This window comes from Microcoleus sp. AT3-A2 (assembly GCF_036705685.1).
In the GTDB taxonomy this organism is placed as follows: domain Bacteria; phylum Cyanobacteriota; class Cyanobacteriia; order Cyanobacteriales; family Microcoleaceae; genus Microcoleus.
In genome coordinates this window covers 20,606-34,261 of sequence record NZ_JAUBVF010000068.1, presented here as the reverse complement: position 1 = coordinate 34,261, position 13,656 = coordinate 20,606, and the positions used below count along the sequence as shown (strand labels likewise).

Annotated in this window: 14 protein-coding genes; 3 read left to right on the top strand and 11 right to left on the bottom strand. The window is 45.8% G+C overall.

The features are described 5' to 3' along the window. Window positions 1–50: 50 nt before the first annotated feature. From QUB37_RS25315 to glyA, 7 genes are all read right to left on the bottom strand, one after another. A complete protein-coding gene (locus QUB37_RS25315; RefSeq protein ID WP_333167400.1) occupies window positions 51–1,064 on the bottom strand; it encodes an RNA-guided endonuclease TnpB family protein in 1,014 nt (337 codons plus the stop codon). 239 nt (window positions 1,065–1,303) lie between these two features. After that, window positions 1,304–2,452, bottom strand: coding sequence for an ADP-ribosylglycohydrolase family protein (locus QUB37_RS25310; protein WP_333167398.1), 1,149 nt, complete (start codon window positions 2,450–2,452; stop codon window positions 1,304–1,306). 174 nt (window positions 2,453–2,626) lie between these two features. Next, window positions 2,627–3,067 carry a type II 3-dehydroquinate dehydratase gene (gene aroQ / locus QUB37_RS25305; RefSeq protein ID WP_333167396.1) on the bottom strand — a complete coding sequence of 147 codons (441 nt, stop codon included), beginning with the start codon at window positions 3,065–3,067 and terminating at the stop codon, window positions 2,627–2,629. A gap of 112 nt (window positions 3,068–3,179) precedes the next feature. After that, window positions 3,180–3,317, bottom strand: a complete 138-nt coding sequence (locus tag QUB37_RS25300; RefSeq protein ID WP_333167394.1) for a hypothetical protein — start codon at window positions 3,315–3,317, stop codon at window positions 3,180–3,182. Window positions 3,318–3,617: 300 nt separating this feature from the next. After that, window positions 3,618–4,874, bottom strand: coding sequence for a competence/damage-inducible protein A (locus QUB37_RS25295; protein WP_333167392.1), 1,257 nt, complete (start codon window positions 4,872–4,874; stop codon window positions 3,618–3,620). A gap of 104 nt (window positions 4,875–4,978) precedes the next feature. Then, complete coding sequence (locus QUB37_RS25290) at window positions 4,979–6,034, bottom strand: MraY family glycosyltransferase (RefSeq protein WP_190663118.1); 1,056 nt, start codon at window positions 6,032–6,034, stop codon at window positions 4,979–4,981. A 454-nt stretch (window positions 6,035–6,488) separates the two neighbouring features. After that, window positions 6,489–7,772, bottom strand: coding sequence for a serine hydroxymethyltransferase (glyA, locus tag QUB37_RS25285; protein WP_333167389.1), 1,284 nt, complete (start codon window positions 7,770–7,772; stop codon window positions 6,489–6,491). Between the two features lie 168 nt (window positions 7,773–7,940). On the opposite strand from glyA, the gene QUB37_RS25280 reads away from it, so the two are divergent. Next, window positions 7,941–8,138: a hypothetical protein gene (locus tag QUB37_RS25280; RefSeq protein ID WP_190739976.1), complete on the top strand. Its 198-nt coding sequence runs from the start codon at window positions 7,941–7,943 to the stop codon at window positions 8,136–8,138. A gap of 202 nt (window positions 8,139–8,340) precedes the next feature. Further along, window positions 8,341–8,811, top strand: coding sequence for a Tic20 family protein (locus tag QUB37_RS25275; protein ID WP_333167387.1), 471 nt, complete (start codon window positions 8,341–8,343; stop codon window positions 8,809–8,811). Window positions 8,812–8,940: 129 nt separating this feature from the next. Here the strand turns inward: QUB37_RS25275 and QUB37_RS25270 are convergent, their stop codons facing one another. From QUB37_RS25270 to QUB37_RS25260, 3 genes are all read right to left on the bottom strand, one after another. After that, the gene (locus tag QUB37_RS25270) at window positions 8,941–9,717 is read right to left on the bottom strand and encodes a fumarylacetoacetate hydrolase family protein (protein WP_333167385.1); all 777 of its coding nucleotides are present in this window, start codon (window positions 9,715–9,717) and stop codon (window positions 8,941–8,943) included. A 97-nt stretch (window positions 9,718–9,814) separates the two neighbouring features. Beyond that, window positions 9,815–10,396 carry a 5-formyltetrahydrofolate cyclo-ligase gene (locus tag QUB37_RS25265; protein WP_333167383.1) on the bottom strand — a complete coding sequence of 194 codons (582 nt, stop codon included), beginning with the start codon at window positions 10,394–10,396 and terminating at the stop codon, window positions 9,815–9,817. Between the two features lie 190 nt (window positions 10,397–10,586). Further along, entirely contained in the window at window positions 10,587–11,984 is a 1,398-nt protein-coding gene (locus tag QUB37_RS25260) for an NB-ARC domain-containing protein (RefSeq protein ID WP_333167381.1), read from the bottom strand. A gap of 508 nt (window positions 11,985–12,492) precedes the next feature. On the opposite strand from QUB37_RS25260, the gene QUB37_RS25255 reads away from it, so the two are divergent. After that, window positions 12,493–12,810, top strand: a complete 318-nt coding sequence (locus QUB37_RS25255; RefSeq protein ID WP_333167379.1) for a hypothetical protein — start codon at window positions 12,493–12,495, stop codon at window positions 12,808–12,810. Window positions 12,811–13,019: 209 nt separating this feature from the next. Here QUB37_RS25255 and QUB37_RS25250 read toward each other — a convergent pair whose 3' ends face one another. After that, window positions 13,020–13,622, bottom strand: coding sequence for a thioredoxin family protein (locus tag QUB37_RS25250; RefSeq protein ID WP_333167378.1), 603 nt, complete (start codon window positions 13,620–13,622; stop codon window positions 13,020–13,022). Window positions 13,623–13,656 lie beyond the last annotated feature (34 nt).

Sequence of the window (13,656 nt, the reverse complement as noted above, 5' to 3'; positions counted from 1 at the left end):
AACTCAATCCTTTTAAGGATTACCCCATAGAAGCCAGTTATCCCCCGTTTTCACGGTTTCGACTGAACGAATCGCACGCAAGTTTTACTGGATGGAAACCATCGGTCAACTACTACAAGTTTTGAGCCATACAACTTGCACTTGTAGGTCAATTGGCGTCGGAATTCAAAGAAACCCATATCAGCAATCGAGGCAGCCAGTTTATGATTAGCCATCATCCCGGACACATTGAGGTCTTCGATCACTACTGTGCCGTGGTTTTTGGCAAGCAATGTCGTTAACTGGTGCAACGTATTTTTGCGAATGTTAGCTATTTTTATGTGCAATCTCGCTATCTTAAGCTGTGCCTTTTTCCAATTGCGTGAGCCCATAGTTTTATGGCGAGTGAGCCACTGCATTCTTGACAACTTGGCTGCGTACTTTTTGTAGGATTTTGCTCCGACCATCACTTCACCTGTTGAAAGAGTAGCTAATGCTTTAATGCCGAGGTCAACTCCCACAATACTTGTTTGACATGACTCTTGCTGTTCTACGTCAAATCTGAAACTGATAAACCACCTGTCTGCTTGACGGGATATTGTACAAGACTTGGTTAATACTTGTGGCAACCTTTCGTAAGTCTTGAGAATGCCAATTACAGGAACTTGGATTTTGTTGTTACCCAAAATTTTGACTGTTCCTTCTAACGTGAAAGAGTCGCGCCGCCCTTTTTTCTTAAATCTCGGTACTCCCGCAGTCTTGTTAAAGCACCGCTTCCAAGCTTGGCGCAAAGTCATTAATGCCTGTTGCGGTGTAGATTTACTGCACTCGTAATACCACAGATTTTCTGATTTCACCAGGGTTACTAACAGTTTGTGCAGGTCAATAGCGGTGGGAAAGTTAAGTTTTTCATCGGGATGGGATTTGTTATACTCAAGAATGTTTTTGGTTAGCCACAATCCCCAATTCCAAGCATGGCGTGCTACTCCACAGTGCTGGGCGAGCATAGTGTGCTGCCTGTTATTCAGTTTCAATTCTGTTTTGAAGCCTAACAGCATTGTTACCTCTTGCTCGCTTTGAGTCACACTATATACTGATTCAATCCCTACTCATTTATTATGAAATGAGTAGATGTGAATAGGATTTTGGTTACAGCTTCTCACCCCATATTCTCGTTGAAACCCGGTTTTTTGGGGCAGGCGCGTCCAATTTAATTTTTCACTTTTTAATCTTTAATTGTCGCTCTCCTTCCACTTTGGCTTTTGACTTGTTAATTGCTAATTGCTAATTTCTGGTTTCCCCTTACCGTTAAAAGCTCCCACCTTTATATTTTACGAGGTCTAATGACATAAGGTGCAGCCACCGATCGGGCTAGCGCTGCGGAATCCAGTCCGGCATCGGGCCTGTAAACTCCTGCCCAAACAGCAAACAGGTTATTTGCTAACTCTACAATTTTTGCATCGCTGCCAGTTCCCCAGAGCGAAGGTTCTCGGCCGTCGGCTAGCTGCTGCGAATTAACCTCAACCGAAGATACCTGTCGCCATTCTACAGGAATCCCACCAACACCGTTATAAGCTCCAGACAAAGCTCCCGTCAAAGCGCAGGTTATTTGTCCGGCTATACCACAGCGGGCAGCACGCACCACTGACAAGCGCAAGTCTTCTGGGGTGTTCAAAAAGCAGTAGAAAGCTAAGGCAATGGGAATGAAATTTCCTGGGTTGACAATTGACTCGGTTTGTAATTTTTTCTCACCTTCGCCCTGTCTTTCTCGCAAAGCTGTGGCGCTTTTGCACAGATGAGTGGCGGCTGTTTCTAAATCGGCTCCCTTTTCTAGTAGTATTTGCACTTGCAGCAGCAGCTCTGTTAAGGCATTATCTGTTTTCAGGTAGGCAAGTGTTTGCTCGATCGCTGTCGCTGGGTCAAGTTTTTCTTTAAGAGATCGGGCGATCGTATATGCTACTGCTAAAATTGCTGTTTCCCATTCTGGCTGGTTTTCGTTGTCCCAAACCTCTATCGCCAGCATGATTTTTTCTCGCAGCTTGGCTTTATTTTCGTGAAAAAACATCGCCGATGGCAGCGCAGCAACTGCAGCTTCACCAGGGTTAAGCAGGGTTTGAAACTCACTGTTGCGGGGATGGTAGATTTCCGACTTGGCAAATGCTTCCCAAGTATCGCGCCAATCTTTTAAATCTAAACCCCTACACCGAATTAAACTTTGAGAACACGCTACCGCAAGTCTCCCGCATTCGGATGAGTCTTTGCCACTTGGGATTTTACTGTTGACAGAATTCAACGCCAATGTTGCCCCTCTTAGGGTCAATTGTTGGTGTTTCGTCAGTTGTAAAATCGGCTGCAACTCTTCTGTTTCGGGGGGAATACCCACGAGTTGCCTCTGGTATTGCAGGCCTATAGAGTCTCCTAAAACTGCCCCCAAGATGGTTCCTTGAAACTTGCTCAACAGGGAATGCCGCATTTGAATTTAACTCAAGTTGTTAGTAATTGGTAATTGGTAATTGGTAATTTAGAATTCTTCTTGGTTTGCTTCTTTACCTAGCTCTTTTGATTAATTTGAATTCCGCCCAAACATATAAGGGCTGGTTTTCCATCTAAAACCTGCCCTCATCCGATCGCTACCATCGGTAAATTTTTAATTTTTAATCAGGTAACTAACTAGAGCTTGCAGCCCCAGCCGATAACTTTCTGAGCCAAAACCGCTGATTTGCCCGATCGCCACCGCTGCTATAAACGAGTGATGCCGAAAAGCTTCCCGTCGGTAAATATTGCTCAGATGAACTTCTACCGCAGGGATATTCACCGCGGCGATCGCGTCTCTAATTGCCACACTCGTATGAGTATAAGCTCCAGCATTAATCAATAAGCCTTGGTGCTGCCCTAACATCGAGTGAATTGCATCCACCAACACCCCTTCATGATTCGACTGCTGAATAGAGACTTGCACCTGGAGGGCTTGCGCTTCTTGTTCTAGCAACTTGTTGATATCATTTAAAGTCGCAGAACCATAAACTCCAGGTTCTCGCTGACCCAATAGGTTCAGATTAGGGCCGTGAAGTACCAGGATATTTAACAATTTTTAAAATTCCAGCGCAACAAAAATTATGAGAATTTTGACTTGGAATTTAGAACCAGTCTTCAACCTCAAAGCTCAAAGCTCAAAGCTCAAACTTCCAATCCAGTCCCGACTATCGGCGATTTCTCGGTTGGTTGACAGGAATACGAATCGGTTCGAGTTCCGGTTGAGCTTCAGGATTCAGCAATCCTTCTATCAGCTTGCGAACCCATTCTTTAATTTGTTCCAGCACCTTTTCAATGTTTTCCATTGAACGGATAGCTCCTTTTTTTATAGTCTAGATTGCTAAACCGACGGCTAAATATCTGAAAATAAGCAAGCACGACTTTGAAACCAAAGGTCAAACTTGCTTTCTCGCTTGCTAGTTGTTTTGAGCAAAGGAGAGAGTCAGTATATTGGCCAATCAGTCCTATCTTATTATCATAACGAATCTTTACAGATAATCAAGAGGTAAAAGGAAAATTGCCGAATTATATCGGAGTATAGAGTGTTAAATAAAGCTTAAGCTTACGCCTGACTATTGACAATTGACAAATCGTAGGATTTTTTTCTACGCTTTTGCCAACAATAATTTACGCCGGAGTCGATCGAGCGCCGTACAGCTACTCAGATTCCGAATCCAATCGCGGCCTCTGGCATCCCCAAATCGGTATTCAAAACTTTCTACGTCGCCATCGGGGCCCGCTAAACCGACATAAACCAGTCCGACAGGTTTAGCGTCTGTGCCACCTCCGGGCCCGGCGATGCCTGTAATGCTCAATCCCCAATTTGTATTGAGGCTGGAGCGAACTCCCGCACCCATTTGTTTTGCCACTTGGTGGCTGACTGCCCCAAACTCGGCTAAATCTTGCGGATTAACACCTAATAATCCTTCCTTAACCCGATTGTCGTAAGAAATAATCCCGCCTAAAAAGTAGCTCGAACTGCCGGCAACACCAGTCAGCATCGCCCCCAATCCACCTCCGGTGCAGGATTCAGCCACGCTAAGAGTTTGCCCCGCATCGAGCAACAATTGGCCCACAGTCGAAGCGAGGGTATCGCTATCAGCACCGTAACAGTCTAAGCCGGCAATTTGCCGCAATTGTTGTTCGATCGGCTCAATCAAGTTTTTCGCGGCCACTTCCTCGTTTGCGCGGGCCGAAATTCGCAGTTTGACTTCGCCGTGATTGGCATAGGGAGCCACAGTAGGATTAGTTAAATTCAGAAAACTATCTACCTTTTCTGCCAATGCCGACTCAGCAATGCCCCAAAATTTCAATGTGCGGCTGTAAATAGTTTCGCTGCACCAGCCGCCATTTTTCAGGTAAGGAACGGCGGTTTCTTGCCACATCAAGTGCATTTCCGCCGGTACGCCAGGAAATGTCATTACAGTCACGTTGGGAATCGGCTGCCAAATAATGCCCGGTGCAGAACCGCTGCGGTTCGGCAGAATATCCGCACTTTCTGGAATTAAAGCTTGTTTGCGGTTGCTGGGACTCATGGTGCGTCCCCGCTGAGCATATTTGTATTCGATATCTGCAATAATTTCCGGCTTTTCGATGAGGGGAACCCCAAAAAAATCGGCTATCGTTTCGACTGTCAGATCGTCTGGTGTGGGGCCCAGGCCTCCGGTGAAGAGCAAAAGCTGCGATCGACTGACGGCGATTTCTAACACTTGTTTGATACGTTCTGGATTGTCCCCCACCACTGTTTGATAGTAATGAGGGATTCCCAGACTCGCTAATTCTTTGGCTAAAAACTGGGCATTGCTATTAAGAATATCGCCTAACAGCAATTCAGTGCCAACACAAATAATTTCAGCAACCATTCAATTTTAGATTTTAGATTTTGGATTTTAGATTGGAGAATTAATTGGGGAACGATAACAGTCAACAGTCAACAGTCAACAGTCAACAGTCAACAGTCAACTAACTATCGAGCGTGTCTCCAAACTTTCCAGCTAGCATATCCCAGCAAACTTGTTGCACCCATAGCGTAAATTACGCCGCTGGGAAGCGAAAAAGCTAGGGCTAAACTTCCCACCCACAGTGTCAGTGAGTAAATAAATAAAACCGCAAATCGATGGGATAGTCCGGCTTCTAGAAGTCGGTGGTGGAGATGGCGCTTGTCAGCAATAAACGGTGACTTGCCGTTGCGAAGTCGATCGAGAATCACCGCCGACATATCTAAAATCGGTACAGCTAAAATTAAATAGGGCAGCAACACAGAAGTAACAGCCGTAGTTTTAACTAACCCAATTACTCCCACTCCAGCAAGAGTAAACCCGATAAAATAAGCCCCGCCATCCCCCATAAAGATTTGAGCCGGATTGAAGTTGTAGCGCAGAAATCCCAAGGCCCCGCCAGCTAAAGCCGCTGCAATCAGGGCCGCCGCCGGTTGGTGCATCGCCAGACTGACAATCAGCATTACAACTGCTGCAATCCCTGAAACTCCGGCCGCTAAACCGTCCAAACCGTCAATCCAGTTGATGGCATTCGCCATGCCGACGAGCCAAATCACGGTAATTGGCAAGCTCAGCCAGCCAATATTAGTCAATCCCAGGGAGGGAACTGTGAGAAACTCAATTTGTACGCCTGCCATCCAAACGATGCTGGATACGCCAATTTGCATGAGCAAGCGTTTTAAGGCCGAGAGCGAAAATAGGTCGTCTGCTAAACCGATGAGGAAGAATCCGATGCCGCCGAGGGTGACTCCCCAAATTTCGTATTCGTCTTTGGGATTGAGAACTTGTCCGTTAGCATCGATGAAGCCTCCTGAGAGCCAGACAAATAAGAGGGCAGTGATAGTGCCGAGAAAGATGGACACTCCTCCCAAGCGCACCATAGGGCGCTTGTGGACTTTTCGCTCGCCTGGCCGATCGACTCGCCCGCTTTTGAGACCAATTTTTTTGACTATTGGCGTACTCCAGAGGACGATGATCGCAGAAACCAGAAAAGCGAGTATGTGGTACAGATACTGGTACGGCATCTGAAATCAATTTTAAATAGTGCGGGGCAATTAGGCTGTCAGGCAGAGTCTACTACATTTCAGATGGCTTATAACAAGGAAACATCTTGAAGAGCGACTGGGGGTTTGGGAGTCGGAGATTTGCCGCAATGGCAGTTGCCCTGGGGCGAATTGTCAGGTTTTTCATTTCTAACTCTCGAATTAACGATTTGAAATATCGACTCTTTCGCGAGCAAAAAAGTTGATATTTGGCGATCGGGCCCAGTTGAGCGGTATCTTTCGCAACCGACAAATACTGTTAGTCAAACCAGCCCCGCCCGACAAATATCTTTACTAAAAACCGTATTGGCGATCGATATTTTTGGTGAAAACCGCTTGTCAATATCGCTCCCGGCAACTCTCAATCTTTTCCTGCTCTTTTACCCTTTTACCCGTACACTTCCAACTACCAATTTCTCATTGCCGATCAGGAAAATTAAGCTAATGCCGGCACTTTCAAGTACAAGTGAGGATATAAGGGGAAGCGATCGCACAGTGCTGCTACTCGACGCAGGCAGTCGGCTGCAACGCTTTCATCATCTGGATTTAGCAGGCGATCGGCAATAATATTGCCAATCTCTGTAAATTCTGATGTTCCCATTCCCCTGGTGGTCATCGCCGGCGAACCGAGTCTCAAACCGCTGGTGACAAAGGGCGATGCTGGATCGAAAGGCACGGTATTTTTATTAGCAGTAATATTCACACCGCTGACTAATTGATCCGCTTGCTTCCCTGTCATGTTTACCGATCGCAAATCAACTAGCATTAAGTGATTGTCCGTGCCGCCGGAAACGAGTTTTAAACCCCGCTGCTGCAACTGTGCCGCTAAAGCGCGCGCATTTTCAATTACTTGACCGGAATAAGTTTTAAATTCAGGCTTTAATGCTTCGCCGAAAGCTACTGCTTTGCCCGCAATGACGTGTTCTAAGGGCCCACCTTGAGTGCCGGGGAAAACTGCTTTGTCAAACTTTTTACCTAATTCCGGGTCATTAGTCATAATCAAGCCACCACGGGGGCCGCGCAGGGTTTTGTGAGTGGTGGTGGTGACTGCGTGACAGTGAGGGAGGGGGTTGGGGTGGTGCCCTGTGGCGACTAACCCGGCGATGTGGGCGATGTCGGCGAGCAGGTAGGCTCCGATTTCGTCGGCGATCGCTCTAAACTTCTCAAAGTCTATAATTCGCGAATATGCTGAATAACCACAAATTAGCAATTTCGGTCGGTTTTCTTTTGCCCGTGCCAAAATTTCGTCGTAGTCGAGCTGTTCTGTTTCTGGGCTGACGCCGTAGTGAAAAGCTTTGAACCATTTGCCGGATACGTTGACCGGCGAACCGTGGGTCAAGTGTCCGCCGTGGGACAAATCCATGCCCATTATTCCGTCTCCGGGTTCCAGCAAGCTCAAAAATACTGCAAAGTTGGCTTGAGCGCCGGAGTGGGGCTGGACGTTGGCGTGAGCTGCTCCAAATAGCTGTTTGGCGCGATCGATCGCAATTTGCTCGATGCCGTCAATAAATTCGCAGCCGCCGTAGTACCGTTTCGCTGGCAGTCCTTCGGCGTATTTATTGGTCAGCACTGAGCCTTGAGCTGCCATTACCGCTGCGGAGGTAAAGTTTTCGCTGGCGATGAGTTCTAGGTGGTCTCGCTGCCGCTGGAGCTCTTGCCCGATTAAATCGGCAATGAGCGGATCGGTTTTGGAAAGGAATTCTAAGTTAGTGTCCGTCACAATAATCAACCTCTTGACAAATTTGGGATTGGGAATTGGGGATCTTATACCGTACTACGGATTTCGCACCATTGACATAAATATTACGTTGTGTTCAGGTTAAGCCGTTTGTCCCCAACTCCTGACATACAATGAAATTACTGGTGTGAAACCTGTCGGAGGTATCAAATGTTAGTCATTTTAATGGAAAATCAGATGCTTGCCCCTCAGTGTGTTTGCCAAAGTTGTTTGCTGGCAGATCGCACAGGCCAACCGCGCTGGAGCGGTGGAGAGCTTCGCTGTGGACATCCAGTTGCTAAACCTACGGAAAATTTGCCCGATCGGTACGAGTGTCAAATGGGCTTCACGATCGCTAATATTAAATAATCATCGGGCATGGGGCATGGGGCATCGGGCATCGGGCATCGGGAATGGTGACTATTGAACCCGACTAGATCTAAGTACCCCTGAATCTACTCGACTCTGAGTGTGGGCAAATTCCGGGCGAGTCGGAACACAAACCCTGCTGCTGCGTTATCCTGAGTTTAATGGAATTAATAGTTAATCGATCGACTCAGGAGAGTTCATTATGACTTGGCGCGGATCTACAACTGTTCCAGACCGGATTTTTGCTTCTTTGCCTTATTTGCTCCCGTTGATTGACGGGCTGTGGTTTGGCAGGTTTCTGTTTACACAGTTTCCTGTCCTGCAACTGTTGTTGATACCCCTAGCTCCCTTGATGCAAATTTATAGTTTGCCATTAGCTAGTTTAATTATCTTCTTTGCCCTGTATTTAGGAGTAGTTAGAAACGAAAACATCAGTCACTTCATTCGTTTTAATGCGATGCAGGCAATTCTTTTAGACATTGTTTTGATGCTGTGCCGTCTGGTTTTGCCGATTTTTGATGGTCCCCAAGTCGCATTTATTGCGGAAACTCTGTATAACATGGTGTTTTTGGGCGCTTTTGCTGCATTTGTCTATGCAGTCGTGCAGTCGCTCTTGGGACGCTATGCAGAGATTCCTCCGCTTTCGGATGCTGTTTATATGCAGGTTCGTTAGTCAATTGGCAGTTGACAGTTGACAGTTGTCAGTTGACAGTTGGCAGTTGGCAGTTGTTAGTTGGTTATTATGTGTTGGTTCTAATGCCCAATGCCTAATGCCCAATGCCCAATGCCCAATGCCCAAAAACTAATAACCAATAACTACTGTATTTTCAAGACTGCCGATGCCTTCAATTTCAATGCGGACTCGATCGCCTATTTGTAGCGGCCCTACTCCTTGCGGCGTTCCAGTCAGTATCACATCGCCGGGAATTAGGGTCATTATTTGACTGATGTAGGAGACGAGAAAGTCTGGGGAAAATACCATGCGATCGATCTGGGATGACTGTATCGGTCGCTCGCTCTCATTGACAAAAGTCTGCAACTGTGCAGCAGGACTCAGTTCGCGGACAATCCAAGGCCCCAAGGGACAAAATGTATCGAACCCTTTGGCCCTCGCCCACTGGTTGTCCCGCTTTTGCAAATCTCTAGCTGTTACGTCGTTGGCGATCGTATATCCCCAAATTTTGCTGTGTGCTTGTTCGGGAGTGCAGTTGGTACAATGTTCGCCAATTACCAGGGCCAATTCTCCTTCGTAGTCTACCCTTTCCGACTGCTGCGGATAACGAATCGCTCCACCTGCAGGGATGACAGCACTCGGAGGCTTGAAAAACAACAGGGGTTCTTCCGGTACTGGGGTTCCCATCTCGGCGGCGTGATCGACATAATTTTTGCCTACGGCTACAATTTTTGAGGGAGAGCACGGGGCGAGAATTTGGTAAGTATCTGGTGAAAGTTCCAAATCGGTTGGTTGTCCTTTTAACCAGGGAGGTGCATCAAATACTTGAACGCTGTGGCTGAGTTGCAGTAAACCGTAATGGATGTGTCCTTGTGTTGTTTTTACTCGAACGTAGCGCTGGGCCATACTATTTTAGATTTTAGAGATTTTAGATTTTAGATTCTAGATTCTAGATTAAGAGGATATAGGCATAATTGCGGAAAATTAATTTGTTTATGCCCGTTTAAGATTTTCGCTGTGCACTTTTGCAACCGCTTTCTGTACAAATGCCGTGCAGCGGTAGATCCCAAGAGTCAAATGGTAGTTGGGCGACCAAGGCAAATTCAAAGATAATGCCGATCGCAATTTTTGATTCCCACTCAGCTAAACTGAGCATTCGATCGTAATAGCCGCCGCCGTAGCCCAAGCGATAGCCGCGAACATCGCAGCCTACTGAGGGTACGAGCATTAAATCTACTTCTGAGTGGTCTATTTTAGGAGCATCGGGCAGGGGTTCGAGTATGCCATAAGCTCCAGTATGTAAAGCATCTCCTGGCTGCCAGATGTGCCAGGATAGCTCTTTGCCGACACAGCGGGGAAATCCCCATTTGCGGGGAGTTACAAATAGGGGACTTAAATCTGGTTCTTGGCGACAACAGAAGTAGGCGAGGATTGTTTTTGCTTGGGTGAATAAGGGCGACTTTTGCAGGTGATTGCAGATGCGATCGCTCTTTTGTCTCCATTCTTGTGCTGATAGGGATTTGCGGGTGTTGAGGAGCGATTTTCTTAATTCGGTTTTAGTTAATGAAGGTTCAGCAGTATTCATATTTGCGATCGAATCTATCGTTTGAGTTCCAGTCCGACAGCGGTTGAAAACCTCTGTCTCACAGCGAAAGTCCTCTAAAAGAGGACTACAATTAATTGCGTTTTCATCACATTCTGTAGTCGTTTTAACCGACTTTAGCTTTGAGGCAGGGGTTTCAACCCCTGCCGGACTGTCGGACTGTCGGAAAGTATCAACAAACTGGATTTGAGAGCACATATTGTCTCACCACAGGACAAACGCTGAATAGCGTTTCATTCTCCTGTTCTTCTATTTCAACTAGCGATCGCCTCCCCAAAGATTGCAGCCCATTGAATAAGTCGGAGGGCGATAAATCGGCATCTTGTAGCAATTGCTCTATTGAAACTGAATTTGCTTCGCGACTGAGGTGGCAGATGAGGTTTTTCTCTAATTCTGACAAACGATTTATCTGCGGGTGCAATGTTGCTGCCAATTCTTCCCCTAAGAATAGCCTATCATATTTCAAAAATTCTGCAACCCTACCTCGGAATATTTCTTGAATGGTGGTGGCGACTATTTTCAACCACAATGGATTGCCTCGGTAGGTGTTAGTTAAGTTGTCCCATGTTTCGGGATTGAGTAAACTTTTTTGTCGGAAAATTTCGGCTGCTGCTGTACCTATGCCTTTGAGTTGTAAGCTGCGAACTGGTGATTTTTCTCCTTTTAAGGCGGTAATTTCTCTGGGTGGTTCCCAACTATTGAGGATTAAACAACTGTTGTGGGTTGTTTCTCCGATTTGTCTGAATAGGATGCTGTAATTTTCGCATTCTGCGCGGTAATTTCCTGCTAATTGTCCGCCGCTGAGAATGGTTTGCACGTCGTCGATGATAATGAGACAGCGGTTTTTTCGCAGAAATTCCATTAACACAGAAATTCGCTCTGGGATGCTGGTAGGGAGTTCGATTTCTGGTTTATTTAAGAGAAATTCTAGGAGATTTTTTAGGGTATTCTCTAAGGGTGGGGAGTGGCGGAGACTTCGCCAGATGACGTATTCAAAGTTATGCTGAATTTTTTGGATGAGGTGGAGGGAAAGTGCGGTTTTGCCAATACCGCTAATTCCTAATATTGCTGCGAGGGTGCACTTTTCTTGGACGATCCATTTTTCCAGGGTGGCGAGTTCGGATGTGCGATCGCACAATGATGAAATATGAGGTGCGTCTGCTAAGTCTAGTCGGGTTGGGGGTTTGGATGTGTCTGAGGTGGCGGGTGAGGGCGATCGGGTTTTTTGAAGTTCTGAAGCTTGGGTATCTGTACAAACATTGACGTTACCAATGTGTAGAAAATCATTGCCAAAATTTGATGATACGATGAATAATTGTCGTCTCTCAAGTGCCGATAGTAAATTCGATGGAGTAACTTCTTCACCTAATACATTTGATAAACGCTTCCATAATTTTGAAGCTACATTCCTGACGTGACCTTCGCTACAATGCGATACTTCTGCGATTTGAGAGTATTTTTTACCTTCCCATACACCCCCCAGGATAGCTTCTTGCAGATCCTCCAAATGTTCTCCCGTCTTAGCGAAAACCAGGTCATCGGCAAATCTCAAGACTTCTTTAACGTCCATCGGTGAGTTAAGTTTAGGGGTTTGACCTATTATACCTGCTATTTTATGACATTTTATGACACAGATGGCAACATTTGACTTTTTTTGACAGTTAGTGTCAGGTACAACAACTTACATTTTCTGACGTTTTATGACTGGACATCACTGTGAATATAATGATATTATCCAAATATAAGCGATAATTTTCCGCTAATAAACTATAGCAAAACATTGGAGTCTTAAGCTCATGGCTAACGAACCAAAAAAATAACGCAAGCTGAAATGTCCGCTGTCGCAAGAACAAAAGGAGACAGTCAAAGAGGTTGCTGATGTCATTGATAAGCATAGAACAATAGTCATAAAATTTACGGGTTCAAGCTAATAAATAGTTGTTTTTTCGCCTCTGATCGATATGAGAAATGATTTGAGTTTGTTTGAAATGATCGGACTATTTTTTGAACTGCTTTTTCAGCTAGTTGACTAACAGTATTGATTTATCGTAGGTATTTGACCCTAAAAGGAAAGAAGCATGGATGCACTGGTAACAGCAATCGCACAAATTTTAGATTACATTCACACCCAAGGTCCAGACGCGATCGCGCAGCTAACGGCACTACTCGAAGCTCTCAAAGTGGGATCTGTTTCTGTTGCGGCTCTGTTTGGCTTAATTGCTAACGGACCCGCTGTTATTGAATTTCTTAGCCAGGTGATAGCTTTAATCAGTTCAGGTGCTGGTGTTACGGAAATAGCCACAGCGATCGGCTCCTTGGCAGGCTCACTGGGATTATCTATTGAGGCTGTCATCCATATCTTACAAATGATCGGCGCTTTATTGCTGGCATTTTAAATATATCAAAAGCGATCGCCCTTCCTTAACTGAGGTACGATCGCTCTCGGCGTTGCTTAATCAGGATATCAAAAAAATAAGTTGAAAATCCCCAAGCTTTGTCGATACTGGTTTCTATGACTGGCATATTTAGCATTTCATACCGTAAATCAGCAACGCCTCTTATTCCTACTGACTACTGACTAATGACTACTGACTAATGACTTCATTTACTGTACTTGAGAGCCGTGGGCGCGGGGGTCGGAGCTACTTGTTTTCACAGGCCCTGTGGGGGGAGTAAAATTAGAAACTTGACCGCCAGCTTGGGCGTGTGGCAGAGGTTTTCCTGCAATTAAAGCTTCTAAGTTAGCTTCCATAATACTGCGCGGCATTTCGCCCATCGTTTCCGCAACGGCGCTGCCTTTATCGTTCAAATAGACAAAGTGCGGAATGCCATCTACTCGATATTTGGTGATTTCTGGCAGCCATTTGTCATTGTCTACATTCAGCATCACAAAATTCATCGGTTCGGCATATTTCTGTTTGATTTCGCTCAGATCCTTAGCCATTGCCTGACAGCTACCGCACCAATTAGCATAAAATTCCATGAGTGTCGGTTTGCCGTTTACCAAAGCTGTTTCTAATGGCGTTGAAGCTTTTGCCATGTCGGTGAGACTGCTTGACGGCGTTTGGGTTTGCAGCCCGAAGAAGATGGATATTGAAAGGGCGATCGCAGTTAACACGATCAATAAGTTTCTGAGGCGCGTGGCGACTTTTGTTTCGGGATTTTTGGCGGCGGGGGCGACAGTTGATTTGGGTGAATTCTGGGTCATAAAATAAATTGCGCTTTGATTTCTATGTTTTTAT